Raw genomic sequence first — 24,579 nt, 5'->3', positions numbered from 1 at the left:
GTACTCCATCCCAAGGGACGAAGTACTCGTGTTACCACCCAAATTCAAAGTAGAGTTGCCCCTACTTTCTCTGAAATTGATAACGGTAATTATCCGGCAGTTCCTACTCAAGTGTTCAGAACTGCATCTAGGATAGAGGATCTGTTTAATGCCAGTGTCTGTCAAACTTTCACTATCATTGACTCGCTGCTAAGAATAAACATTAAACGTTCTGTTCTATCTATTTTGATTCTTCTTCAATTGTTTCTTCAGTGACTTCAATTACAGGCTTTTTTTCTACTACAGCATCTGTGTTCTCTTCAGAGTTTACAACAGTTTCATTTTCGTTGTCAAGGTCTTGTTCATCAAGAATTTCCTTAACTGCTGTATGTTTGTCTCCGACATAACTAGAAAAAGGCTTTAAAATCTCTTCCCACTCTTCACTCTTCACTTGCTCTAATTGAGTTTCAAGCATTAAGCTTAAGCGTTGATGGAAGACACGTGTTTTCTTCTTCAAGTCTTCTGTTTCCCCAGCTAATTGGCGAGCACGTTCAATTGCTTCTGCTAAGATTTGTGTTGATTTCGCTTCAGCATCTGCAATCATTGCATTTGATTTACGTTCAGCTTCTACCAAGGTTTCTTTGGCTTGGTTATCTGCCGAAGTGATAATCATTTCTGATTCTTTGTTGGCACTTGATTTCACTTTATCAGCGGTATCTTGTGCAACAATAATTGATTGGTTCAATGCATCTTTCAATTCATTGAAGTATTGTAATTTTTCTTCTGCGTGTTTTAATGATTTCTCAAGTTCACGATTTTTTTGTAATGCATCTTCATAATCACGTGTGACTTGATCTAAAAAGTCATCTACATCGTCTTGGTTATAGCCTCTCATTTTTGTTGAGAAGTCTTTGTTTTGAATATCTAATGGAGTTAATGCCATATTCCTTCACCTCTTTGGATTATTTTTGTAAAACCCCTTATGAACACATTCTCATACTAATCCTGAAATAGCAAATATCTTACTTTTTTTATTATACACAACTTCGTCTGAATGAACAGCCAAAATGGTTTTCTTAAACAAAAGTTCGAGATTATTTTCTCAATACCCCTAAGAGGACACGAAATTTTTCTTTCTTTGTTTTTCCTTCTAATTCTTGAATCTGAAGGCGCCCAAATCCCCGTATCGAAACAATATCTAATAAGTCTAAAGCAAAATCTGGTCGTGTCGTTTCTGTCCAATTGACTTTTACTTTACCAGATTCGATCAATTGTTTTGATCGCTGCCTTGAAATATTAAATACGGCGGAAATCACACTATCCAGCCGCAAAGAGCTCATAGTCGTTCGCTCTTCCTGCCAACCATCCTTCGGTATCAAAATTTGTGTATAATCACGCTCTTCTAAACGAACAGTAATTTTACCAATTTTGTCGACTTGGTTAACAACGAAGCCAGCTACTTCTTGTGCTATAAAAACCTGCCACTTATCACCATCGGAAATAATATCTCCAAAGGCTTCCCTACGAACCCCAACATTCATCAAGGTGCCTAAAATTTTCCCATGAGATAATGTCGCAAATTTAGATGGATAAATAATTTCAAATAATACAACACCAAAATCTGTCTCTTCTGGTATGTAATACGCTGGATAAATCAAGCAGCGTTTTCGTTCTGCTTGCTCATAACCACCATAAAAAGTAAACGATAAATCACTGTTTTGTCGAATCAACGTTTCCAAAATATACGCCTGTCTAGGATCAAGAAAGTCTGTCAAATAAGGCGCGTATTGCATCTCCACTTGCTCTAGCCAATCCCCGACAGTGTCAATAAAAGGATGTTCATCTTTGCGGAAATGTTGATACACATTTGCGTTCATAGATAAATCATCCTTTCTAAAAGTTATTAATAAACAATAGCTCGTAAAATGACTGCTAAGCCACCCGCTGCTAGGTTAAGGACAATAATCCCTACCATTACGTTAAATCCAACCATTCCAATCCTTAAATTCAAACGGTCAAACAAACTTAAGTATGGTTCACAAATTCTAGAGAGCAAACGCCCGAAAGCAGAATCATATGCTCCTGGAAACCATGAAAGTAGCGCGTAAATCACTAGTAATCCTGAATAGATTTGAACGCCTTTGTATAATAGAGTAATCAGTGTTGCGATAATAACACCTCCCTAAGGCTTAGAAATCAAAGAATTGTTTGTTGGCTAAAGATTGTGCTGTCGCACTATCAATTTCCATATTCGCTGGTGTGCATAAGAAGATTTCATTGCCAACGCGCTGAATATCTCCGTCTAAAGCATACACAGTACCAGTTAAGAAATCAACGATGCGTCGTGCTTGGTCTTCTTCTACTAATGTAAAATTAACTAGCACAGCTTCTTCAGCAAATAAATGTTTCGCAATGCTCATTGCTTCTGAATACACACGTGGTTCAATAATAGTAATTTTATGTGTTTTTGCATTGGCGGTGCTTTCTTGTGCTCGTCTTGTATTCGTAGTCGCTGATTGATTAGAACTACGCATAGAAACCACTTTTTTCTCTGTGTAAGCAGCTTGTTGTGTGTCTCTTTCTTGATGCGCTTCAGCAGAACGATAGCGTGCAGAAGGTTTTTCAACTACAGGCTCACTTTGTTGTGTATAAGCTGGCTGATTGTAACTTTCCTGTTGTTGAACAGGGCGTTGTGGTTTAGGCCGAGCTGCACGACGCGGTGGTTCATTAACTGCTTTGCGCTCTTCATATTCTTCGTAGTTATCATAATAATCATCTTCTTCGCCAGATAAGCCAAAAAAGCTCGATAACGCATCCTTGTTAAAAATTGACATAAATTCCTCTCCTTTACGCATCTCTGAATAACGCTGTTCCGATTCGTATAAAAGTTGCACCTTCTTCAACTGCGATTGGGAAATCGTTACTCATTCCCATGCTAAGTTCTGTACAAGGAGCAAAAGATAAATGTTTCTCATTTACGGTCATTTGCAGCTCTTTTAATTCTCTAAATGTTGCATGTAATACTTCTTCACTTGCCCCAAAAGGTGCCATAGTCATTAGACCGACGATTTGAATTTTGTCCAAATCAGCAAGTTCTTGAATGAAAGGTAAGACGTCTTCTTTACGAAAGCCGTGCTTGCTTTCTTCCCCAGTTATATTCACTTCAACAAAACAACGAATAACTTTCGTTGCTCTTTTTTGAATTTCTTTGGCTAGACTCAGACTATCTAATGCATGAAAATAATCTATCTCATTAATAATTAATTTTACCTTCCTACGTTGTAAATTACCAATTAAATGCCACTGAATATCATTAAATTTTTCCAATCCAGCTTTCTTTTCTAGTAACTTATCTACTCGGTTTTCAGCTAAATTCTGGACACCAAGCTGAACAAGCTCTGCTGCTTCCTCAATTCCTACTGATTTAGTGACGCCAATCATTGTCACATCAGCAACAGAGCGCTGTGAGCTTTTGCATGCTAGCTGAAGTTGATTATTAATATTTGTTAAGTTTTCAGCTATCATTTCTAATCGATGCTCCTTATCGTTTTCTGCGGAAAAATGGTGGCGTACTTAATTCGTCATCATTGTGATTTGGTTCTTCACGGTGGAATGTGTCAAATTCTTTTTTGTCTACTTGTTCTAATGAAGATTCATCAACTTTTGGACGTGTATTTTGTTCTCTGCGAATATCCCAATCGCCAAAAGCACTTGCTTCTTCTTGTGATTTTGGTTGATCCATTTCCACAGATTGAGTTGTTTGTTGCATTGGTTGAACCGCTTGTCTTGTTTGACGGTGCGGTTTTCTATCCTTTTTTGATTCATCAATACCTGTAGCGATTACTGTTACACGAATTTCGTCGCCTAAATCTTCGTTGATTGATGTACCTAGGATGATGTTCACATCACCTGAAGCAGCATTTGTAACGATATCTGAAGCATCTTGTGCTTCAAACAAGGTCATATCTAAGCCACCAGTAATGTTTAATAAGACTTGTTCCGCACCATCGATTGATGTTTCTAACAATGGTGAAGAAATAGCTTTTTTCGTTGCTTCAATTACGCGTTCTTCGCCGCTCGCTACACCAATTCCCATTAAAGCTGTTCCTTGGTTTTCCATCACTGTTTTCACGTCAGCAAAGTCCAAGTTTACGTAACCTGGTGCTGTGATTAAATCTGAAATCCCTTGAACACCTTGACGTAATACATTATCAGCTTCTCTAAATGCTTCAAGCATTGGCGTTTTCTTGTCAACTACTTCTAATAAGCGGTTGTTTGAGATAATTAATAGTGTATCAACGTTTTCTTTTAATAAAGCAATTCCTTCAGCGGCAAAACGACCACGTTTTGGACCTTCAAAACTAAATGGACGAGTTACTACACCAACTGTTAAAGCGCCTAATTCTTTAGCGATTTTTGCAACTACTGGCGCAGCACCTGTACCAGTTCCGCCACCCATACCAGCAGTAATGAAAATCATATCCGCGCCTTGTAATGATTCTGAAATCACTTGTTCACTTTCTTCTGCAGCTTTTTGGCCAACTTCAGGTTGTGAACCGGCACCTAAACCACGAGTGTATTTAGGGCCTAATTGAATCACTGTTTCTGCTTTTGAATGTTTTAATGCTTGAACGTCTGTATTGGCTGTGATAAATTCCACGCCTTTAACGTTTTCTTCGATCATACGGTTTACAGCGTTTCCGCCGCCGCCACCTACACCGATAACTTTAATGACTGCACCGTTGTTAATGTTATTGTCTAATGAAAATTCCATGATATCGTATCCTCCTGTTTGTGTGATTAGTCGAAAATGTTCGAGAAGAAGTCTTTGATTTTGCCTGTCACTTTTTCACCAGACTCACGTTCGTTGAATTCTTCGTATTCTTCTTGAGGCTGTTCAGCATATGTGTCATAGCGAACTTCTTGTTGGACAGCGACTGATTGTGCTGGTTTCGATTTTTCACCAGGGATTGCATATTTGGCAATGTGATAAATATCGTTTAGTTGCGCTGAATATTCCACAATGCTAATGACATTAGCAAAGACTGGGTTACGTAAGCCCATGTGATTTGGTACGTATAGTTTTACGTTGGCTTCAAAAATCTCTTGCGCCAAATCGACAATACCTGGCATACTAGCGGCGCCACCAGTTAACACAACGCCTCCAGGTAATTCAAACGCATCAATTTCATCCAGAACTTCTTTTGATTTTCTCAAAATTTGTTCCACACGCGCTTCAATAATTTCTGAAAGGTAACGTTCGTCCACTCTTACAGGCTCTGACTTACCGATAACATCAACAGGAAACTCTTCGTTTGCTGAAGTTCTTTCTGGATAAGCATCCCCATAATTAATTTTTAAGGCTTCGGCGTTGTTAAAAGAAGTATTCAATACGATTGAGATATCTTTCGTGATGAACTCGCCGCCTTCTTGGTTAACATGAGTAAATTTCAATTGTTTGTCGTGGATAACAGATGTCGTTGTTTGACCGCCACCCATATCAATGACAATTGTTCCAAAGTCTTTTTCGCCATCTGTTAAAATTGTTTCCGTTAAAGCAAGCGGTGTAATCACTAATTCGTTAATTCCTAAGCCAGCTTTTTCAACACATTTACGGATGTTATGGATGATTGTTTTTGGTCCAGTATAGACAACGCCAAACATCTCCATGCGAACGCCAAGCATTCCACGTGGGTCTTTGATGCCTTCAAAGCCGTCGACGGTAAAGTCTTGCGGTAAGATTGCAACAATTTGACGTTCAGGAGGAGTTGAACGAACCAAAGCTGCAGATGCGACGTTGCGCACATCCTCATCTGTAATTTCTTTTGATTCACTGCTAACAGCTATCATTCCTTGACAGCTTTCTACTTCTAATAAATTCGCTGGTAATCCAACATTTACGCTTTTAATTTGAATGCCGGCTTTTTCTTCGGCTTGTCGAACGGCCCGTTGGATTGCTTGAACTGTTTGATCAATATCGACGACAATCCCTCGATTCAAACCGTCTGATTTTGCATTTCCAACGCCGATGATGTTCATTTGACCTTCAATATATTCAGCGACAACTACTTTGACAGAAGTTGTACCAATATCGAGGCCTACATACATTCCTGTTTTTGCCATGAACGGAATTCCTCCTCCTATTAATTCCAATATCTAAGCGGACAAAGGCGTCCGTTTAACTATCTCTTTTTTAGTATTATTCACTTCTTCCAATTTTACCATAAAAATGGGGGTTTTAGAAAGCAGATTATACGAATTTGTTCGTTAATTTTTGAAACATTTTTGTAAAAAACTTATTCTGCTTGTTGCACTTCTTGATTTTCTCCATTTGTTGGCGTACCGTTATTCGCTTCATCCGTTGCTACGCCTGCATTTGGGTCCACAACTTCTTGATTTTCAACCGCTGAATCTTCGGAAACTTCACTGCCCGTTTCTTCACTTTCTTTTTCATACGGATAAGAAAAAATGCCGACTTCCATATCAACGATTCCAGGTTTGTCCATTTGCTCGGCTACTTGTGAATAATAAGCCATTTTTTCACTTAAATCAGAAATATTAACAATCACTCGATTTCCATCATTCATATAGACATTAATCAAGTCTTTATTGGTTTTTGATGGTGCATATTTAATTTCTGAAATTCCTTGTTTAATTTCTTGAGGTAATTTGTTGTAAGAGGCCATTAATTCAGGGATTAATTTATCCTCTTTGAAATTCTCAAAAATTGGTTTGCCACTTTCAGCAGCTTTGGTGGTTTCCGCCAAAGTTTTACCATTCTCTAAAATCGGATGATAGCCGCCTTTAGTCGCAGCAAGAGCGACAATTTGATACTCTTGAATATCAATTTTAAATGAATTAATACCATTTAACTTAATGTTCGCCTTTTTTATAATTGGAAACTTTTTCTGAATATTTGCAGAAAAATAATTTCTATTTGAATACTGCTCCCATAAGCCACTGCCCGTTTCAAGTTTTGACTGCTGAATAATCGCTTGACTCTCCACACTTTTGTTACCTGAAACTGTTACTTCACTCAATCGACTAAGAGGCGAAACAAAATACAATGCCACTAAAATGGCTGTCCCTAAACAAGTTAAAATAAAGGCTAAACGCCTATATAAGCGCTTGTTCCGTGTTTTCTTAACGTTCGGTAAACGATCTGCAAAATGCTCCTCTTCTTCCACTGTTTCTTGTGGAAGATGTTGTTGAGGCTCTTCTTGACTTTGTTCTTGTAAAGTGATGGTGACTTCTGCTTGTTCGTTTTCACCTTTTGAAGCAGCTTCTTCCGCTTGCTTCTTCAAATATTCTTGGTTTTGTTTTTGCCAAGGTGTCAGTTCAGGTTGAGACTCTTCCGATTTTTTTGGAGGTAATGGTTTTCTTTTTTTGAATATATCGTTCTCGTTACTAATCTTCCACACCTCCTATCTCAGACTAACGTTTTCACAACTTGATACAAACGATCACTTGCATCTGGGATGCCTTCCCCTTTGGACGCCGTTGCCATCTGTTGTCTTTTTTCATTGTTTAATAAAATATCATCAATTGCCGCAACTAAACGAGCGCCGGTCAATTCTGCATCTGGAATCATTTCAACAGCACCAACTTTTACTAAGCTTTGCGCGTTTTTCGTTTGATGATCATTTGTGACGTAAGGACTCGGAATTAAAATTGCTGGTAATCCTAATGCGGTGAACTCCGCAATTGAGGTTGCTCCTGCACGTCCCACCATTAAATCGGTATTAGCCATCACTTCAACCATTTTATCAATATACGGTTGCACACTTATGTTTGTCAATTTCTTTTCAGAAAGCTTTAGACTTTCTTGAAGTTCCTGATAATATCTTTCTCCTGAAGCGTATAAAACTTGATACTCTCTCTCTTCAAACAAAGGAAAGGCCTGTTCAAACGCTTGATTAATTTTCAAGGCGCCACGACTTCCGCCAAATAAAACCACCGTTTTCTTTGCTGGATCCAAGCCAAACTCTGATAAAATAGCTGACTTTTCCACCGTTACGACTTCTTGTCCCCGCGGGTTCCCTGTCAAAATTGTTTTTTCTTTCGGGAAAAAACTAGCGACATCCGGAAAACAAATCGCAATTTTATCCACATAACGACTTAAAAATTTATTTGTCATTCCAGGGATACTATTTTGTTCATGAATAATTGTCGGTATTTTTAATTGGTGGGCCGCATAAACCACTGCACCAGAAACATAACCGCCTGTACCAATGACCACATCTGGTTGAAATTCACGAATAATTTTTTTTGCTTTATTAATGCTTGTTAAAAATAAATAAATTGTTTTAAAATTTTGAGGACTTAGCGAACGCTTGAATCCTTGAATTTTAATCGTTTTAAATGGAATTTTCGCCTTTGGCACAATTTGACTTTCTAGACCATTTTCTGTTCCCACATACAAGAATTCTGTTGCAGGTGCTTCTTTTTTGACGTGTTCGACGAAGGATAACGCAGGATAGATATGCCCACCTGTGCCACCACCAGTTACTAGTATCTTCATTTTCTCACATTTCACTTTCTTTTAATTGTTGAACAGCTTGCATAAAGGCTTCCCCACGTACTTCAAAATTCGGGTATTGATCCCAACTTGCGCAAGCAGGTGATAGTAAAATAGTATCATCTTTTTCCGAATAATCAAAGGCAATGGTAACCGCCGTTTGAACATTTTCAGCAAATAAAATTGTTTCAATGTTCGCTTTTTTAGCAGCTTCCGCCAATTTTTCTTTGGTTTCTCCAAATAAAACAATTGCTTTGAGTCCCAGCAGAGCAGGAACTAATTCATCAAATGAGTTACCGCGATCCAAGCCACCCGCAAGTAAAAGTAGCTTTTGGTTGTCAAACCCACTTAACGCCATCTCTGTAGCTAAAATATTGGTTGCTTTTGAATCGTTATAAAAACGTCTTTGCTGAACTTCGCCAACAAATTGCGTTCGATGGGGAACGCCCGAAAAGTTTTTCAAAGTTTGTCTAATCTGAACATTCGATACATTTTTTAATTTAGCTACACAAATCGCTGCGAGTGCATTTTCAATATTGTGACTGCCAGGAATCCCTAGCTCATCGGCGGACATAATATATTCTTCATTGAAATATAATTTCCCATCTAAAAGATAAGCCCCTTCTACTGCTTCTTTCGTTGAAAAAGGCAATACGTTGGCAGCTGTGGTTTTGGCTAACGTTTGAAGCTCTACTTGATTCCAATTTAAAATCAAGGTGTCATCTGCGGTCATGTTTTTTTGAATGGCCCATTTTGCAGCAACATATTCTTTCCGCGAACCATGATAATCCAAGTGTGCTTCAAAAATATTTGTAATTACTGCAATTTGTGGGTGAAACGTCTCAATTCCCATTAACTGAAAACTAGAAAGTTCCATCACAAGATCATCCTTGGCTGTTGCTTCTTGAGCCACCGTACTCGCTGGAAAACCAATATTTCCCGCCAAACGTGCCTCACCAGCCGTTCTGTCAGCGTTTAGCAGTAAACCAATCATCGTGGTCGTGGTTGTTTTACCATTGGTGCCCGTAATGCCGACAATTGGACATTCGGCAATTTGACCTGCTAATTCCACCTCAGTTATGATAGGAATTTTCCGAGTTAGTGCTTCTGCCACAAGTGGATTTGTATAAGGAATACCAGGATTTTTAACGATTAGTTCAAATTCTTCATCCAACAATTCAATTGGATGCCCCCCTGTAACAACACGAATACCCAAGGTTAATAAATCTTGGGCGTCAGGGTTTTGATCAAATTGTTTTGCGTCATTAACGGTAACGAGCGCACCTAACTCATGTAAGAGTTTCGCTGCGCTGACACCACTTTTAGCTAGTCCTAAAACCAACACTTTTTTGTTTTGATAGGTTGTTATTTTTTTCATTGTCAAATTCCCCTTTGATAGATTAGAAAAGAATCCATAATGTGATTCCTGAACAGATTAAACCGACAGACCAAAAGACAAAATCAATTTTCCATTCAGACCAACCACACATTTCAAAATGGTGATGAATTGGTGACATTTTAAAAATCCGTCGACCAAATAATTTAAATGAAGCAACTTGTAAAATAACACTTGCTGTTTCACAAACGTAGACAAGTCCAATTAAAAGTAGCGTCCATTCTTGATGCAAAATAATTGAAATTGCTGCTAACAATCCACCTAATGCTAATGAACCAACATCACCCATGAAGATTTTTGCTGGTTTTCTATTATAAGGGAAAAAGCCAATCAGCCCACCAATCACACTTAGGCAGATAATCACAACATCAAATTGTTGTTGTTTCCAGGCAATAATTACATAAGTACCAAATGAAATTGTTCCTAAACCAGCAACTAAGCCGTCAATCCCATCTGTCAAATTCACGGCATTAGAAAAACCGACTAACCAAAAAATAATAAACACGCCATAAAAAATACCTAACGGAACTTCTGCTAATCCAAACAAATCTAAGGTGTCTGAAAAGCCTTCACTTCGATAAACAAAGTAGAAAACCAACCCACCAAAAATTTGACCAATTAATTTTTGACGAGAGTTTAAGCCCATGTTCCGTTTTTTAAAGACTTTAATGAAATCATCTAAATAACCTAGCAAACCGTATAATACTAAAATAAATAGAATAATTAGTAGAGACGGCGTAAATTGGTGGAAGAACAACCCCATTGCTAGCGAAGTAATCAAGCTGGCTACAAGGAAAACGACTCCCCCCATTGTAGGGGTACCTGTTTTCACGCTATGCCAAGTTGGGCCATCTTCACGAGTAACCTGCCCTTGTTTTTTCATTTGAAAATAGCCAATGAATAGTGGCATTACGCTCACTGTAATGGCAAAACTCACCACTATGGGAATAAAAATCTGTGTCCACTCCATGTTATCTCTCCTAATTATTCTACGTTATTATTCTGTGCCTTCTAAAGTCACGGTTAATTTTTTCTCCGTAATTTCAGTTTCAGCAGCGATACTTTGTTTCGTCACATAACCTTCACCTTTAAACTCGACAGTCAAACCTAATAGATCGCCAAACTTGGTAACATCGCTCTTCGACCAGCCGGTTAAATCAGGCATATAGTTCGTTCCATTTGTGATCAAAATCAATTTCTGATTAGGCATTAATGTTTGACCAGACGGTGTTGATTGTTTCTTGATTTTTTCACCATCACCGATAATCACAGGATCCACCCCGTTCACTTTGGCATTGGCCAACGCTTCCGCTGGTGTCATGTTTTTATAATCAGCAACTGTGACTTTATCAGAAGCTACTTTCGTTGTTTCCGGATCTGTCTCTTTAATGTCTAACGCTAATTTCATTAATGGGTTTGCAATTGCCGCCATTGCTTCTGAAGGCGAACCTGATTTTGCTTGTCTAAGTGTAATATACAAAACATATTCAGGATTATCCGCTGGGACCATTTCCACTACAGAAGACAAGACTTGACTTGCTCCATCAACGTACCCTTTACCATCTGAAATCTGGGCAGTTCCTGTTTTGGCAGCAACATGATAGCCTGGTACTTTATAAATATCATACGCAATCCCGTAAGTCGGGTCTTCAACAGTATCAATCATGTACGTACGAATCTGTTGAGCTGTTTGCGCTTTGATTGGGGTTCCTACGATTTGTGGTTCCGTAATCGTTTCTTTTCCTGTATTTTTGTCAACAATTTTGCTGATGTAATGAGGTTGCAACATTGAACCGTCATTTGCAATAGCTGAGAAACCTTTCATCATTTGGAAATTAGTAACCGTAATCCCTTGACCAAAAGCTGAATTGGCCCGATCAACAATATTATTATCTGGAAGTTTCCCAGTGTGTTCTGAAGTTAAACCTGAATGTGTGCTTGAACCAAACCCAAATTTTTTCAAATATTCGACCCACTTGTCGCCACCCATTCGTTGTTCCAAGTTCACCATTCCGATATTACTAGACCAAGAAATAGCTTGACGATAAGTTAAAGACGTTTTGTCTTTTAAATTGCCGACATCATGGTCGTTAATCGTGGTGTCACCAACAGTGATGCCACCTACGCGGTTAAATGATTCATTTGGATTAAACAATCCTTGCTCAATGGCAGCCGCCGACGTAAATAATTTAAGCGTTGAGCCAGGTTCATACGGACTTTCAACCAATAGGTTCTGCCACGTGCCATTATTGTCTAATCCTTGTTTCGTTTCAGGATTAAATGTTGGCCGTTGAGACATGGCAACAATTTCGCCTGTTTTTGCTTCCATTAACATGGCAGTCATGGAAACTGGTTCATATTTTTCATTAACTTGCGTCATCAAATCTTCTAAGGTATTTTGCAAGCGACTATCTAGCGTTGTGTAAATATCTTGACCATCCACTGCTTTTTTCTCTTCCGCCACAGTTCCTGGTAAGGCATTACCGTAAATATCTTTTTCAAAATACACACGGCCATCGGTTCCGCTTAAAATATCATTATAGGCCTGTTCTAGTCCCATCGCGCCTACTAAGCCTTCTTTATCATCATCTGGATTGGCTGCTTTTGTATAGCCAATAAAGTGAGAAGCAAACTGCCCATTGGGATATAATCTGGCTGGATGTTCATTGAAATAAACACCTGAGATTTTTTTCTTTTTCAAATCTGCTTCAATTTTTTGGCGTGTTTCCAAGGTGATGTTTTGACCACCCGTACCAAATTCCACTTGATATTGTGTTGACCCATCTTCATGGATCCCATTATTCAAGTATTTCAATGCTGTTTTTTTGTCTAGTTTGGTATATTTCGCTAAAATTTCAGCAATATCATCGAAGTCTTTTTTCTCCGCATATAGCTTTTCATTATTTTGTCCCGTATATTTTTTTGATAATACGACATATAACGAATAGGAAGTAGCATCTTCTGCAATTGGATTACCATATCGATCTAAAATTGATCCTCGCTTAGCTTTTACCACTTGGCTTCCTTCATATAGAGAAGCTGTTTTTTCCTTTAGTGATACACCGGCTACTTTGCCTGTTGCCACAATGTATGTCGTTCTAAAGGCAAATAAAAAGAACAATCCAATACTCGTAGCGAATAAAATGATGCCTACTTTTTTACGATTGTTCATCGGATTTAAGTTTTTCTTTTTCATGAATTGTTTAAATTTATGTCTTTTACTCATTATTTAACAGTCCTAACATTGTCGCCGTTATTTTCTAGTCCTTGTTTTTTAGCGACATCTTTGATTCGATCTGATTTAGAAAGTTCGCTTCTTTCTTGTTCCAATTTCAAAGCGTTATCTTCCTTTTCTTTAATGACTGCTTGTGTTTCTGTAATATCGTTCATGGTTTGGACAATTGTCGTTCTTACTTGAATTGTCGCAATTGCAATACCAATCGTTGCACAAACTAATACAACACCGATTAATTTTTCTAGTAAAGAGACATTTTTTAGTTTCTTTTTGGGTAATAGAGTGGGGACAGGTAGTGTTTCCTCTTGCATTTTTCTGTCTTGCTCTGTTGCCACAATTGGCTGATCCATTTCTGGTGCTTCATAATGGAAATCATTTACTTTCTTCAATTCAGCCATGTGTCTACCCCTCTCTCTATCTAGATTTTATTTTTTCGGCAATGCGTAACTTCGCACTTCGTGAACGATTATTCTCAGATAACTCACTGTCACTTGGTAAAATTGGTTTTCTAGTAATTACTTTTAATTCTGGTTGAAATTCTTCTGGTACCACTGGAATGCCTGGTGGCAAATCTTGTACCGTACTGTATTCTTTAAACATTGTTTTAACGATACGATCTTCTAACGAATGGAACGTAATCACACTGATTCTGCCATTTTTCGCTAGCAAATCAATTGCTTGTTCTAGCGACTCTTCAACTGCCCCTAATTCATCATTAACGGCAATGCGAATTGCTTGGAAAATTCGTTTTGCAGGATGTCCACCTTTGCGTCTTGCTGGAGCTGGAATCGCCGTCTTAATAATCTCAACGAGTTCACCTGTTGTTTCAATTGGTTGCTTTTCGCGAACACGTTCAATTTCTCGAGCAATCTGTTTCGAAAATTTCTCTTCCCCATAACGAAAGAAAATTTTTACTAACTCACCATAGCTATACGTATTCACCACTTCGCGAGCCGTCAAGGATGCATCTTGATCCATGCGCATATCTAAGGGCGCGTCTTGATGATAGCTAAAACCACGTTCTGCTTCATCTAATTGTGGTGAAGAAACACCTAAATCGTATAGAATTCCATCAACATGGAACACCCCGTGTTCTGCCAATTCTTCTTTAATATTTCTAAAATTTGATTTGATGAAGGTCACTTGACCTTTGTCTACATATTTCTGCAAACGAGTCTTAGCATGTGCCAACGCTTTTTGGTCTTGATCAAAGGCATATAAATGACCGTGCTCATTCAATTGTGTCAGTAAGTATTCACTATGTCCGGCACCACCGAGTGTGCAATCTACGTATACGCCATCCGGCTTCACTTGTAATCCATCCACTGTTTCTTTTAAAAGAACAGTGTAATGGCGAAATTCTTCAGTCATCATTTGCCTCATTCCTAAAATCCAAAATCAATCATTGTTTCTGCTAATTCATCAAAGTTTTCTTCAGCTTCATCAGAGAATGCATGCCAACGTTCGTCACTCCAAATTTCAATTCGGTTAGAGACGCCGATAACAACACAGCCTTTTTCTAAACTGGCATGTGTTCGTAAATTCGCCGGAATATTGATACGACCTTGCTTATCAATCTCACATTCTGTTGCAGCGGAATAAAAGAATCGTACAAATGTACGTGCATCTTTCTTAGCTAAGGGCATTTCTTGAAGTTTTGCTTCAAGTTGTGACCATTCATTTAAAGGATAACCAAATAAACAGCCATCCATCCCTCTCGTTACCACAAATTTTTCACCAAGTTCCTCACGAAACTTTGATGGAACGATTAGGCGGCCTTTGGCATCGATATTATGTTGGTATTCACCCATAAGCATAGCCAATACACCCGCTTTTCCACTTGATAGAACAAGTCTACCACATCCCACCACTTTCTACCACTATAAATCTAAAAACTTCTATTTTTTAACTGTTATTTAAAATTTCTGTAATATTTACAGGGTTTTATGTAACAAGCATCATCCAACAAAAAATGTTATTATAACAAGGTTTTTACTATGTTTTTTATAAAATAACCCCACAAATAACAAAAAAACCCCACGGAGTGGGGAGTTGTGGGGGACATTTTCCCACAGCGTATTTCCCCTATTGTCTCCACGCTTTATTACAGTAGATAATGACTGATATTTAGCAAGATAAGCAACACATACAACACAAACGTTAGTAAAAACGTCAACCGCCAAAACATCTTGAAATATCGTCTATATAAAATCTCTCCATAATAATAAGCTTGAAACAGGGCAACAGCGACTCCTAATAACAAAATAGAAATCACAAAATACGGCATAATCGATTCATCATAACTATCTTTGGATAACTCATGGATCCCTATGAATAAAAACGGAATGGCCAAATCCGGTGCTTTTATTTTCCAACGTTCCGTTAGGGAAAAAGTGGACACGAGAAAATTGCACGCAAAGAGCACAATTACCGGAAAAATATACCAAAATAACATTATTGCCGAAAACGACACCATTCTCTCAACAAATCCTTTCATTCCACCTGCTATAACTATACTTCATCAACGTTACACAGATGTTTCATTTCGTTTAAATATATGTGCTAAAAGCCCTTTTTGCTTGCTTTTTCATATAAAAAACGGATTACTTATCAAACCATTTTCAAAACGAGGCCTCACCTATCACGGCCACTTATTTTTGAATGTTTTTTATAAGCTTTTCTTCTCGTATTGTGTCATACTTCTATTATAATGGATTTAGAACAAAAAATGTTGATTCGGGGTGAATCTTTTGATTAATTATTTATTATTGAAAAATGACTATTTTGAACCTTGTTCACCAGACGATGAAGCCCTAAGTTGGATTTCGGTAGAATCTCCTACAGAAGAAGAAATCGAGCGTCTCGTCAATCAATACCACTTACCAACAGATTATCTTACCGGCGTTTTAGATGATGAAGAAAATGCTCGAGTGGAAGGTTTCCGCCACGAAAAATTACAAACGCCTACGTTACTTTTATTTCGTTATCCCAAAGCTAGTATCAGTCCTAGTGGCTATCTGCAAGTAGAAACGGTGCCGATTGCTTTAATCGCAACCGTCGATAACAAACTAATTACTGTTAGCAAGGGGCCTAACGATATCGTTCATGGGATTCAAAAAGAGGCGTTCACCCATCAAGATCTTTCTATTGAGAAGGCCTTAATTTTAGCCCTTTCATGGAAGATGGCCCTTTCCTTCAATAAAAACTTACAAGCACTTATCCAACAAACCAACAAACTTGAAGGAGAGCTCCAAGTAGCCACAGAAAATAGTCAATTGTATCAGATTATGGACATTCAAAAAAGTCTAGTTTATTTTGAAGCAGCTTTAACGGATAATTTAAAAGTATTAAAACGTTTATATAGCGCTGAAATTTTTAATCATCCAGAAAAACATTTGCCATTTTTAAGGGATATTCTGATTGAACTAGAACAAGGACTGAATACGACTAAAATACAACTAAAATTAGTTGATAACATTAGTAATACTTTTTCAGCAATCGTTTCAAATAACTTAAACAATGTCATGAAAATTTTAACATCCTTAACAATTGTCTTGACCATTCCGACCATCATCGGAGGAATTTACGGCATGAATGTGAAACTCCCTTTTGCAGAGCATGAATATTCCTTTTGGATTATTTTTGCCATCACTACCTTAATCTGCGTAATTAGTATTCGAATTTTAAAGAAAAAGAATCTCTTATAACTTTAGGTTGCTGTTTTCAGGAAAAGGTTGTACACTATTAGCAGAAATTAAAAAGGACGTGTCATTTATGAACGACAAAGAACAAAGTCGCTTTTCAAAAATCACGAAAGTCGTGGTTTGGCTAATGCTGATCGCAATTGTAGGTTCAACTGTTTTAACAGCAATTCTTAGTCTTTAAACTGGAGAACTTTTTCACACATTAAAAGTAAAAAAACAGTCCCTTCTATCAATTGAAGGGGCTGTTTTTTTACTTGCTCAAATAGAGCGGCTATTTTTTCGCCATCGCCAACAGCTCTTGTGCATGTTCAATGGTTAATTTCGTAATTTCACTTCCTGCGAGCATACGCGCAATTTCGTTTACTCGCTCTTTTTCAGATAAAATTCGGACGCTTGTTTCTGTCCGACCCGCCACGATTTCTTTTTCAATAAAATAATGTTCATCGGCAACGGCCGCCACTTGTGGCAAGTGCGTGATACACAACACCTGCGAATTTTCTGAAATTTGATAAATTTTATCGGCAATCGCCTGTGCTACTCGACCACTGACTCCTGTGTCCACTTCATCAAAAACAATACTAGTAATCCCTTGCGTTTGAGAAAAGATTGTTTTCATAGCCAGCATCACTCGCGAAAGTTCTCCGCCAGAAGCCACCCGAACTAACGGTTTTAATGGTTCCCCTGGGTTAGTAGTAATATAAAATTCTACTCCGTCTAAGCCATTTTCTTGTAAATGCTCAAGTTCTGTAAAGCGGACTTCAAATTCCGTTCGCTCCAAATATAGTTCTTTTAATTCGGTTAAAATTTGTTGTTCAAGCTCTTTGGCTAGGCGCTTTCGTTCTTTTCGTAAAGCTAACGCTTGTTGATGAGCCGCTTGTTGTTTCTCTGCAAGCAACGCTTCTAAGTCACCTGTACCACCTTCCAAAAAATCAGCCTCTGCTAACTCTTTGGTGATTTCTTCATAGTAAGATAAAATCGTTTCGATTGAATCGCCATATTTACGTTTCATTTGACGGATTAATTCCAAACGATTTTCTACTTCATTCAAGCGACCTTCGTCTAGTTCTAAGCCATCAATTAACCTAGAAAGATCTCCACTGGCTTCTTGTAGTAAGTAGTAAGCATTTTGAACAGTATCTGACAATGTTTTATATTCTGGATCAAGGGATTCAATCGAAGCGAGTTCATTCATACTTGTTCCGATTTTATCCAAACTACTATCGTCTTCACCATTTAGCGCGGCATAACTAATCGTCAGTGCATCAGCAATCTTTTGAAAATTGTTCAGTTTATTGCGTTCTTCTAACAATTGTTCTTCTTCGCCAGCGACTAACTGTGCACTAGCAATTTCATCACTTTGAAAATGAAGCATGTCCATTCTTTGGGCAAATTCTTTTTCATTTTTTTGTCGCTTTCTGACTTTGGCTTCGAGTGCGCGATACTCTTGATATGCCCGTGTATATTTTTCTTTGACTGCTAAAAGTTTTTTCCCACCAAATTCATCTAACATATCAATATGGCGTTCACTTTGCATCAATTCTTGATGTTCGTTTTGGCCATGAATATCTACTAAATATTCCCCAATTCTTTTTAAATTAGTAATGTTGACAATCCGTCCGTTGACACGGCAAACATTTTTACCAGAAGCGGAAATATCTCGTTGAATCACTAAAGAATCTTCTTCTGTTTCAATACCTAATTCTTCTAATAATTTCTTTAATTCTTGACTTTTCGGCATTGAAAAAAGTCCTTCTAAGGTGCATTTATTTGCTCCTTGACGAATATAGTCACTGGAGCCGCGTCCGCCTGTGAGTAATCCCATTGCATCAATAATGATGGATTTCCCCGCACCCGTTTCTCCCGTTAAAACGGTCATACCCATTTGAAACTCTAATTGTAACGAAGAGATAATCGCAAAATTTTTCACGGAAAGTTCTTGTAACATCTTGTTCACCTCATTCTTTATAGATAGCTTAACAGCTCTTTATGAAGTTTTTCTGCTGCTTCCTCAGTTCGTGCAATCATGAGGACACTATCATCATCGTTGATGACGGCAAAAAGTTTCTCTTGGTAATTCTTTTCGATTAAACTACCACACGCCGCCGCATTGCCAGGAATGGTTCGTAATACGACATATTTTTCCATTTGTTCTGCAGCTACAAAGGCATCTTTTAAAAGCTTTGCAAGTTTAGCACTCGTATTAGCTTGTGTTTCTAATGGAAGGCTATATCGATAACCCCCTTCTGCAGATGGAACTTTGATCAGTTTCATATCTTTAATGTCGCGAGAAATTGTTGCTTGTGTTACAGCTACGCCCTTTTCTTGTAAGTAGTTGACAAAATCTTCTTGCTTTTGAATATTTTTTTCAGTCAATAAACGTGTAATTAAACGGTGTCTATCTTGCTTTCTCATGGCGCCGCTCTCCTTTTCAGTTTACTCTTGCCCTCATCATAGCTTATTTTTATGCATTTTAAAAGATGAATTACTAGATTTATACAAAAAAGAAGCTTTCACCTATAGGCGTCCACTTCTTTCTTCTAACTTTTCTCATCATTCCGCTAATTTTTGATGCGCATGCGCGACAACTTCTTCAATGGATTCTGTCGCTTGATAGGATCCTTCCCCTTCAACAGAAACTAAATGTGCCAAAAATTCAATGTTTCCTTCGCCACCAGTGATTGGTGAAAAATCCAAGTTTTTCACATCATAACCGTTATTCATGGCAAAGCGTGTAATTTCCTCCACAACCATTTGATGGGTTTCTGGATCACGCACGATTCCTTTTTTCCCAACAAACTCTTTGCCAGCTTCGAATTGTGGCTTAATTAACGCCACCACACTACCGCCTTTTTTCAAAATATCATGAAGAGGTGGCAAAATTAAGCGTAATGAAATAAAGGAAACATCAATCGTTGCAATATCCGGCACCCCTTCGGTGAAATCTTCAGGTTTACTATAGCGAAAATTGGTACGTTCCATTACCACCACGCGTTCATCTTGCCGAATTTTCCATGCTAGTTGGTTGTAGCCAACATCTAAAGCGTAACTCAAACGAGCCCCATTTTGTAAAGCGACATCGGTAAAACCACCTGTGGAGGAACCAATATCTAGCATTGTTTTGCCTTGAACGTTGATTGCAAAAACATTTAGTGCCTTCTCTAGTTTTAAGCCCCCACGAGAAACATAAGGCATTACTTGGCCCTTAGTATGTAAGGGTGTCTCCACAGAAATTTTTTCCCCTGGTTTATCTAAACGTTCATTTTTATCATTGTAAACCAAACCAGCCATCACGCTGCGTTTGGCTTTTTCTCGTGTTTCAAATAGTCCTTGATTAAACGCCAAGACATCGACGCGTTCTTTTTTCATAAGTGCCTTCTTTCTATCTCAATTGTAACTGAGTTAACAAGTTTGCTAAATGTTCTTCTGAAAAGTTGGGAACATTTGCTTTGATTTTTTCTAAAACAGCGCTGCCCTCTGCTAATTGATGTGTTAGCGCATCTTTCGCGCCAGCAATCCCTAGAAGAGCTGGATACGTACTTTTATTCAACACTTCATCTCGGCCTACTTTTTTACCTAAATCTGCTTCTGTACTTGTGGCATCTAATAAGTCATCACGAATTTGAAAAGCCAAGCCATAGTGATGCGCAAACTGTGTCAGTAAGCCAATGACTTCTTCTGTTTGATTGGCTAATACGCCCCCAGCAATTAAGGCGAATTCAATTAACGCTCCGGTTTTCTTTTCATGAACAGCCGCTAACTCTTCTAAAGTCAAGCTGACTTTTTCTCCTTCAATATCACCCATTTGGCCGGCAACCATGCCTTGATTCCCCGCTGCCTTTGCCAGTTGTTGCATCAGTAAAACTTTTTCACTTAAGCCTAATTGACTCAAAGAAAGTAACTGAAATGCACCTGTTAATAAGCCGTCCCCTGCTAAAATGGCAGTCGCTTCACCAAACACTTTATGATTGGTTGGTTTGCCACGACGTAAATCATCATCGTCCATTGCTGGTAAATCATCATGAATTAATGAATACGTATGAATCATCTCTAAAGAGGCAGCCACTTGATAGTCTTGTGTTTCCATCTCTTTTTGAAAAGCGGCCACTGTTGTTAGCACTAATAGCGGGCGTAATCGTTTACCACCTGCGTGTATTGAGTAGAGCATTGCTTCTTTCAAACGCTCATTTTCAGTATATTCTGCGATAAAATCGACCATGACTTTTTCAACCAACGGTAAATGCTGTTGACTAAAATTCGTCATTACGCTTCCTCGCTCTCTTCAAAAACAATTTCTTCATTGTTTTCTGTCATCATTTTCGTTAAAGTTTTTTCCGCTTTTTCCAATGTATCTTGACATTGTTTACTTAATGCCATGCCCTCTTGAAAGGCAGCTAAGGCTTCTTCCAAAGGAACATCTCCTCGTTCTAAGCGCTGAACGATTTCTTCTAAGGCATTTAATGATTCTTCAAACGTTTTTTCTTTTGCTGGCATGTTAAAACTCCTCTTTTTTCGCTGTTATTGTTTCGACGTTTGCTTGAACTGTACCGTCAGCATAATGAATCGTTAATTGATCTGCTGGCTGTAACTCGGTAACAGTTTTAACGACACGGTCCTCTTTTGTAGTATAACTATATCCTCGACCCATAATTTTGAGTGGGCTGAGTAAGTCTAATTGTTGAACAGCAGACGTGAATTGCTTTTGTTTGTTTAGGAACAATTGTGTCATTTGTGTTTGCAAGTTTCGTTGTAAAAATGCCAATTGTTGCTGACTTTCTCTTAATTGTCCCTTTGGTGTCTGTTGTTGCAATTGAGCGATAATTCCTTGGGCTTGACGTTGTTTTTGGTGATGAATTGTTGTCATTGCTTGGAAAAGACGTTGCGTCATTCGATCTAATTTAATCGTTTGACCTTCATAAAGTCGCTCAGGTTGCTTAAACACATAAGAGTTTTGTAGTCGTTGGAAACGTTCTGTTCGTTGTTGTAAGAGATATAAAAAGCTTTGTTCTAAACGACTACGCCGTTCACTAATTCTTAATAGTTCTTCATTTAAAACTGGTACCGCTAGTTCCGCTGCTGCCGTTGGCGTTGGTGCACGAACATCTGCTACCATATCGGCAATTGTCACATCTGTTTCGTGCCCAACCGATGAAATAATCGGTGTGGTAGCAGCATGAATGGCTCGAGCTACCTTTTCTTCATTAAATGGCCATAAATCCTCGATTGAACCACCGCCACGGCCGATGATCATCGTATCAAAATCGCCTTGCGCATCGGCTCGCTGAATGTTCCGCACAATGTCATCCGCCGCCTGCTCGCCTTGGACCAAGGTTGGAAAAAGGACCAGTTGTGCAATCGGATACCGTCTTTTAACTGTCGTTATGATATCCCGAATGACAGCACCACTAGGACTTGTAACCACAGCGATTCGTTTGGGATAACGAGGCAACTGTTGTTTAGGCCCTTCAAAAAGTCCTTCTTTTCCTAGTTTTTCTCTTAATTCTGCCAATGCTTGATAAAGTGCACCTACACCATCTGGTTCCATATGTTCAATATAAATTTGATAGGAGCCGCTGTTTTCATAAAGCGAAATCCGCCCCACCACCATGACTTTCATGCCTTCTTTTGGTTGAAACTTCAATTTTTGAAAGGCTGATTTAAACATAATTGCAGAAATCTTCGCATGATCATCTTTTAAACTGAAGTACTGATGCGCGTTCGCTCGGAAGCGAAAGTTCGAAATTTCACCTGTTAAATAGACACGTCCTAAGTAAGGGTCTGCATCAAATTTACGTTTTAAATACTTCGTTAAGGCTGTTACTGTTAAATACTGTTGCGTCATTTTTTCACCTTACTTTTGTTTTTTTGCTGCCTCGACTGTTTGATACATTAACATGGTAATCGTCATTGGGCCAACACCTTTGGGAACTGGTGTGATATAGCTTGCAATTTCAGAAACTTCATCGAATGCTACATCACCAATCAGTTTTCCTTCTTGATTGCGATTCATACCCACATCAATCACTACCGCACCTGGTTTCACGAACTCTTTGGTGACAAAATGCCCGCGTCCAATTGCTACAACTAAAATATCCGCTTCTCTTGCAACTTCTGCTAAATGTTCAGTTTTAGAATGGGCAATCGTCACGGTCGCATTTTTCATTAACAATAATTGTGCCATTGGCTTGCCAACAATATTACTTCGACCAATAACCACCGCACGTTTACCTGTTAAATCAATATCATAGGCTTCAAACATCTTCATAATTCCATACGGCGTGCAAGGAATCATTTCAGGTTTGCCTACAAACAAACGGCCTAAATTCATTGGATGGAACCCATCTACATCTTTTTTGGGATCAATCGCTAATAAAATCTTTTCTTCATCAATATGTTTTGGCAAAGGTAGTTGTACAAGAATGCCATGAAAGCGTGAATCTTGATTATATTTGTCAATCTCAGCCAATAATTCTTCTTCTGAAATAGTTTCTGGCAGTTTTTCGACCTTTGACAGAATGCCAATTTTGGCTGCTGCACGTTCTTTATTTCTCACATACGTTTGGCTGGCAGGATTTTCCCCAACTAATAAAACAACTAATCCTGGTTGGATGCCTTGTTGTGTCATCTTTTCTACATCTTTTTGAATCTCTGCTTGCATTTGATCTGCTAATTCACGACCGTTAATTACTGTACTCATTCCTTCGCTCCCTCTATTGTTTCTTTACTTCTTTAATAGTATTTATTTTAGCATATAACCCAGTATCTTAACACCAGTTAGATAGTAAAAAAAGATTCAGAGCTTACGCCTCTGAATCAATTTCTTTCATTACATTTGATAACACACCATTAACAAATTTACGTGAACGGTCGTCGCTGTATTTTTTACTTAACTCAACGGCTTCATTTAATGCCACAATGTTTGGCACATCTGAAACGTATAGCATTTCAAAAATAGCTAAACGTAAAATAACAATATCTATTTTTGCTAAGCGTTGCATAGACCAGTTATTACCTAAATGGTTCGTAATCACTTCGTCTAGTTCTGCTTTGCGGCTACACACACCGCCGACAAGTAAATCTAAATACGTAGGGACTAGGTCTTCGCCATCTTCACTGACGATTTCCCGATTATCATAAGCCAATGCATAATCAATGGCATCTTGTTTGGTTAAATCAGCATTAAAATCTAAAGGAAAAAGGGCTTGGAGCGCTTTTTCACGAATCTCGTGACGGGTTAATTCTGTTTTACTCATTCTCTTCTCCATCTTCATCTTCTGGGAATAATTCATTTAAGTCTGGTTGAGGGATTTTTTCAGGTACTACCGCTACAACATGAATATTCACTTCAACTAAATCAATATCTGTCATAAATAAGACTTGTTGTTTCACACGGTCTTGCATTTCTAACGCAACTTTTGGTACAGAAACACCGTAGTTCAAGTAACAATAGATATCGACTTTTAAGCCTTCTTCTTCTGTCCGTAAATATACACCTTTGCCGTGTGCTGCACGGCCTAATAATTCATTCACATTATTGGCAAACGTGCCACGCATCCCATAAACGCCCTCTACTTTTGAAGCAGCGATTCCGATAATTACTTCAATGACTTCAGGAGCGATCACGATTTCTCCTAAAGAATCGTTTGCATTGATTACAAGATTTTTTTCTTCTGACATTTGGTTGTCCTCCTTATCTATTACGCACAAAATCGTTAAATAAACGATTTATTTGATGAATCACTAAGTCTCT

27 protein-coding genes are annotated in these 24,579 nt (G+C 38.3%); 2 read left to right on the top strand and 25 right to left on the bottom strand.

Annotation, left to right across the window (positions count from 1 at the left end):
* Positions 1 to 220: 220 nt before the first annotated feature.
* From divIVA to IGJ03_RS03570, 16 genes are all read right to left on the bottom strand, one after another.
* Positions 221 to 922 (bottom strand): cell division protein DivIVA, encoded by a 702-nt coding sequence (gene divIVA, locus IGJ03_RS03645; RefSeq protein ID WP_002355904.1) that lies wholly within the window; start codon positions 920 to 922, stop codon positions 221 to 223.
* A 151-nt stretch (positions 923 to 1,073) separates the two neighbouring features.
* Positions 1,074 to 1,856: an RNA-binding protein gene (locus IGJ03_RS03640; RefSeq protein WP_002355903.1), complete on the bottom strand. Its 783-nt coding sequence runs from the start codon at positions 1,854 to 1,856 to the stop codon at positions 1,074 to 1,076.
* A 26-nt stretch (positions 1,857 to 1,882) separates the two neighbouring features.
* A complete protein-coding gene (locus tag IGJ03_RS03635; RefSeq protein ID WP_002355902.1) occupies positions 1,883 to 2,140 on the bottom strand; it encodes a YggT family protein in 258 nt (85 codons plus the stop codon).
* A 28-nt stretch (positions 2,141 to 2,168) separates the two neighbouring features.
* A complete protein-coding gene (locus tag IGJ03_RS03630; protein WP_002358891.1) occupies positions 2,169 to 2,813 on the bottom strand; it encodes a cell division protein SepF in 645 nt (214 codons plus the stop codon).
* A 13-nt stretch (positions 2,814 to 2,826) separates the two neighbouring features.
* Positions 2,827 to 3,504: a YggS family pyridoxal phosphate-dependent enzyme gene (locus IGJ03_RS03625; RefSeq protein ID WP_002358890.1), complete on the bottom strand. Its 678-nt coding sequence runs from the start codon at positions 3,502 to 3,504 to the stop codon at positions 2,827 to 2,829.
* A gap of 16 nt (positions 3,505 to 3,520) precedes the next feature.
* The gene (ftsZ, locus tag IGJ03_RS03620) at positions 3,521 to 4,753 is read right to left on the bottom strand and encodes a cell division protein FtsZ (RefSeq protein WP_002355899.1); all 1,233 of its coding nucleotides are present in this window, start codon (positions 4,751 to 4,753) and stop codon (positions 3,521 to 3,523) included.
* A 26-nt stretch (positions 4,754 to 4,779) separates the two neighbouring features.
* The gene (gene ftsA, locus IGJ03_RS03615) at positions 4,780 to 6,102 is read right to left on the bottom strand and encodes a cell division protein FtsA (RefSeq protein ID WP_002355898.1); all 1,323 of its coding nucleotides are present in this window, start codon (positions 6,100 to 6,102) and stop codon (positions 4,780 to 4,782) included.
* A gap of 173 nt (positions 6,103 to 6,275) precedes the next feature.
* On the bottom strand, positions 6,276 to 7,400 hold the full coding sequence (locus tag IGJ03_RS03610; RefSeq protein ID WP_002368241.1) for a cell division protein FtsQ/DivIB: 1,125 nt from the start codon (positions 7,398 to 7,400) through the stop codon (positions 6,276 to 6,278).
* 8 nt (positions 7,401 to 7,408) lie between these two features.
* Positions 7,409 to 8,500, bottom strand: coding sequence for an undecaprenyldiphospho-muramoylpentapeptide beta-N-acetylglucosaminyltransferase (murG, locus tag IGJ03_RS03605; RefSeq protein WP_002355896.1), 1,092 nt, complete (start codon positions 8,498 to 8,500; stop codon positions 7,409 to 7,411).
* A gap of 4 nt (positions 8,501 to 8,504) precedes the next feature.
* Positions 8,505 to 9,875 (bottom strand): UDP-N-acetylmuramoyl-L-alanine--D-glutamate ligase, encoded by a 1,371-nt coding sequence (gene murD / locus IGJ03_RS03600; protein ID WP_375804815.1) that lies wholly within the window; start codon positions 9,873 to 9,875, stop codon positions 8,505 to 8,507.
* Between the two features lie 22 nt (positions 9,876 to 9,897).
* On the bottom strand, positions 9,898 to 10,863 hold the full coding sequence (gene mraY, locus IGJ03_RS03595) for a phospho-N-acetylmuramoyl-pentapeptide-transferase (protein ID WP_375804814.1): 966 nt from the start codon (positions 10,861 to 10,863) through the stop codon (positions 9,898 to 9,900).
* Between the two features lie 27 nt (positions 10,864 to 10,890).
* The gene (locus IGJ03_RS03590; RefSeq protein ID WP_010821561.1) at positions 10,891 to 13,119 is read right to left on the bottom strand and encodes a penicillin-binding protein; all 2,229 of its coding nucleotides are present in this window, start codon (positions 13,117 to 13,119) and stop codon (positions 10,891 to 10,893) included.
* Complete coding sequence (gene ftsL / locus IGJ03_RS03585) at positions 13,119 to 13,526, bottom strand: cell division protein FtsL (RefSeq protein WP_002355892.1); 408 nt, start codon at positions 13,524 to 13,526, stop codon at positions 13,119 to 13,121. Before ftsL ends, IGJ03_RS03590 begins: the two co-directional genes overlap by 1 nt.
* A 16-nt stretch (positions 13,527 to 13,542) precedes the next feature.
* Positions 13,543 to 14,499 carry a 16S rRNA (cytosine(1402)-N(4))-methyltransferase RsmH gene (gene rsmH / locus IGJ03_RS03580; protein ID WP_185938094.1) on the bottom strand — a complete coding sequence of 319 codons (957 nt, stop codon included), beginning with the start codon at positions 14,497 to 14,499 and terminating at the stop codon, positions 13,543 to 13,545.
* Between the two features lie 14 nt (positions 14,500 to 14,513).
* On the bottom strand, positions 14,514 to 14,999 hold the full coding sequence (mraZ, locus tag IGJ03_RS03575; RefSeq protein ID WP_002383402.1) for a division/cell wall cluster transcriptional repressor MraZ: 486 nt from the start codon (positions 14,997 to 14,999) through the stop codon (positions 14,514 to 14,516).
* A gap of 233 nt (positions 15,000 to 15,232) precedes the next feature.
* Entirely contained in the window at positions 15,233 to 15,625 is a 393-nt protein-coding gene (locus IGJ03_RS03570) for a DUF3397 domain-containing protein (protein ID WP_002383401.1), read from the bottom strand.
* 244 nt (positions 15,626 to 15,869) lie between these two features.
* On the opposite strand from IGJ03_RS03570, the gene IGJ03_RS03565 reads away from it, so the two are divergent.
* Entirely contained in the window at positions 15,870 to 16,835 is a 966-nt protein-coding gene (locus IGJ03_RS03565) for a magnesium transporter CorA family protein (RefSeq protein ID WP_104807302.1), read from the top strand.
* A 67-nt stretch (positions 16,836 to 16,902) separates the two neighbouring features.
* Positions 16,903 to 17,013: a DUF4044 domain-containing protein gene (locus tag IGJ03_RS03560; protein ID WP_002383399.1), complete on the top strand. Its 111-nt coding sequence runs from the start codon at positions 16,903 to 16,905 to the stop codon at positions 17,011 to 17,013.
* A gap of 90 nt (positions 17,014 to 17,103) precedes the next feature.
* Here the strand turns inward: IGJ03_RS03560 and recN are convergent, their stop codons facing one another.
* From recN to IGJ03_RS03515, 9 genes are all read right to left on the bottom strand, one after another.
* A complete protein-coding gene (gene recN, locus IGJ03_RS03555; protein ID WP_174090942.1) occupies positions 17,104 to 18,777 on the bottom strand; it encodes a DNA repair protein RecN in 1,674 nt (557 codons plus the stop codon).
* 17 nt (positions 18,778 to 18,794) lie between these two features.
* The gene (locus IGJ03_RS03550) at positions 18,795 to 19,244 is read right to left on the bottom strand and encodes an arginine repressor (protein ID WP_002358881.1); all 450 of its coding nucleotides are present in this window, start codon (positions 19,242 to 19,244) and stop codon (positions 18,795 to 18,797) included.
* A gap of 138 nt (positions 19,245 to 19,382) precedes the next feature.
* A complete protein-coding gene (locus IGJ03_RS03545) occupies positions 19,383 to 20,198 on the bottom strand; it encodes a TlyA family RNA methyltransferase (RefSeq protein WP_002355880.1) in 816 nt (271 codons plus the stop codon).
* A 13-nt stretch (positions 20,199 to 20,211) separates the two neighbouring features.
* A complete protein-coding gene (locus tag IGJ03_RS03540; RefSeq protein WP_174090941.1) occupies positions 20,212 to 21,093 on the bottom strand; it encodes a polyprenyl synthetase family protein in 882 nt (293 codons plus the stop codon).
* Entirely contained in the window at positions 21,093 to 21,323 is a 231-nt protein-coding gene (locus tag IGJ03_RS03535; RefSeq protein ID WP_002355878.1) for an exodeoxyribonuclease VII small subunit, read from the bottom strand. Before IGJ03_RS03535 ends, IGJ03_RS03540 begins: the two co-directional genes overlap by 1 nt.
* Position 21,324: 1 nt before the next feature.
* Positions 21,325 to 22,671 (bottom strand): exodeoxyribonuclease VII large subunit, encoded by a 1,347-nt coding sequence (gene xseA, locus IGJ03_RS03530; RefSeq protein ID WP_086317713.1) that lies wholly within the window; start codon positions 22,669 to 22,671, stop codon positions 21,325 to 21,327.
* Between the two features lie 9 nt (positions 22,672 to 22,680).
* Positions 22,681 to 23,526, bottom strand: a complete 846-nt coding sequence (locus IGJ03_RS03525) for a bifunctional methylenetetrahydrofolate dehydrogenase/methenyltetrahydrofolate cyclohydrolase (protein WP_429861475.1) — start codon at positions 23,524 to 23,526, stop codon at positions 22,681 to 22,683.
* A gap of 103 nt (positions 23,527 to 23,629) precedes the next feature.
* On the bottom strand, positions 23,630 to 24,082 hold the full coding sequence (nusB, locus tag IGJ03_RS03520) for a transcription antitermination factor NusB (protein WP_002355875.1): 453 nt from the start codon (positions 24,080 to 24,082) through the stop codon (positions 23,630 to 23,632).
* Positions 24,075 to 24,506: an Asp23/Gls24 family envelope stress response protein gene (locus IGJ03_RS03515; RefSeq protein WP_002355874.1), complete on the bottom strand. Its 432-nt coding sequence runs from the start codon at positions 24,504 to 24,506 to the stop codon at positions 24,075 to 24,077. The genes nusB and IGJ03_RS03515 overlap by 8 nt, the downstream gene beginning before the upstream one ends.
* Positions 24,507 to 24,579 lie beyond the last annotated feature (73 nt).

This window comes from Enterococcus sp. DIV1315a (assembly GCF_051712325.1).
In the GTDB taxonomy this organism is placed as follows: Bacteria; Bacillota; Bacilli; order Lactobacillales; family Enterococcaceae; genus Enterococcus; species Enterococcus faecalis.
This window is presented reverse-complemented; position numbering and strand designations above follow the sequence as displayed.

Excerpts from the sequence above, each read along its gene's own strand:
- divIVA (WP_002355904.1), bottom strand. The coding sequence starts at position 922 with ATGGCATTAACTCCATTAGATATTCAAAACAAAGACTTCTCAACAAAA.
- IGJ03_RS03640 (WP_002355903.1), bottom strand. The coding sequence starts at position 1,856 with ATGAACGCAAATGTGTATCAACATTTCCGCAAAGATGAACATCCTTTT.
- IGJ03_RS03630 (WP_002358891.1), bottom strand. The coding sequence starts at position 2,813 with ATGTCAATTTTTAACAAGGATGCGTTATCGAGCTTTTTTGGCTTATCT.
- IGJ03_RS03625 (WP_002358890.1), bottom strand. The coding sequence starts at position 3,504 with ATGATAGCTGAAAACTTAACAAATATTAATAATCAACTTCAGCTAGCA.
- ftsZ (WP_002355899.1), bottom strand. The coding sequence starts at position 4,753 with ATGGAATTTTCATTAGACAATAACATTAACAACGGTGCAGTCATTAAA.
- ftsA (WP_002355898.1), bottom strand. The coding sequence starts at position 6,102 with ATGGCAAAAACAGGAATGTATGTAGGCCTCGATATTGGTACAACTTCT.
- murG (WP_002355896.1), bottom strand. The coding sequence starts at position 8,500 with ATGAAGATACTAGTAACTGGTGGTGGCACAGGTGGGCATATCTATCCT.
- murD (WP_375804815.1), bottom strand. The coding sequence starts at position 9,875 with ATGAAAAAAATAACAACCTATCAAAACAAAAAAGTGTTGGTTTTAGGA.
- mraY (WP_375804814.1), bottom strand. The coding sequence starts at position 10,863 with ATGGAGTGGACACAGATTTTTATTCCCATAGTGGTGAGTTTTGCCATT.
- IGJ03_RS03590 (WP_010821561.1), bottom strand. The coding sequence starts at position 13,119 with ATGAGTAAAAGACATAAATTTAAACAATTCATGAAAAAGAAAAACTTA.
- ftsL (WP_002355892.1), bottom strand. The coding sequence starts at position 13,526 with ATGGCTGAATTGAAGAAAGTAAATGATTTCCATTATGAAGCACCAGAA.
- rsmH (WP_185938094.1), bottom strand. The coding sequence starts at position 14,499 with ATGACTGAAGAATTTCGCCATTACACTGTTCTTTTAAAAGAAACAGTG.
- IGJ03_RS03570 (WP_002383401.1), bottom strand. The coding sequence starts at position 15,625 with ATGAAAGGATTTGTTGAGAGAATGGTGTCGTTTTCGGCAATAATGTTA.
- IGJ03_RS03560 (WP_002383399.1), top strand. The coding sequence starts at position 16,903 with ATGAACGACAAAGAACAAAGTCGCTTTTCAAAAATCACGAAAGTCGTG.
- recN (WP_174090942.1), bottom strand. The coding sequence starts at position 18,777 with ATGTTACAAGAACTTTCCGTGAAAAATTTTGCGATTATCTCTTCGTTA.
- IGJ03_RS03550 (WP_002358881.1), bottom strand. The coding sequence starts at position 19,244 with ATGAGAAAGCAAGATAGACACCGTTTAATTACACGTTTATTGACTGAA.
- IGJ03_RS03545 (WP_002355880.1), bottom strand. The coding sequence starts at position 20,198 with ATGAAAAAAGAACGCGTCGATGTCTTGGCGTTTAATCAAGGACTATTT.
- IGJ03_RS03540 (WP_174090941.1), bottom strand. The coding sequence starts at position 21,093 with ATGACGAATTTTAGTCAACAGCATTTACCGTTGGTTGAAAAAGTCATG.
- IGJ03_RS03535 (WP_002355878.1), bottom strand. The coding sequence starts at position 21,323 with ATGCCAGCAAAAGAAAAAACGTTTGAAGAATCATTAAATGCCTTAGAA.
- xseA (WP_086317713.1), bottom strand. The coding sequence starts at position 22,671 with ATGACGCAACAGTATTTAACAGTAACAGCCTTAACGAAGTATTTAAAA.
- IGJ03_RS03525 (WP_429861475.1), bottom strand. The coding sequence starts at position 23,526 with ATGAGTACAGTAATTAACGGTCGTGAATTAGCAGATCAAATGCAAGCA.
- nusB (WP_002355875.1), bottom strand. The coding sequence starts at position 24,082 with ATGAGTAAAACAGAATTAACCCGTCACGAGATTCGTGAAAAAGCGCTC.
- IGJ03_RS03515 (WP_002355874.1), bottom strand. The coding sequence starts at position 24,506 with ATGTCAGAAGAAAAAAATCTTGTAATCAATGCAAACGATTCTTTAGGA.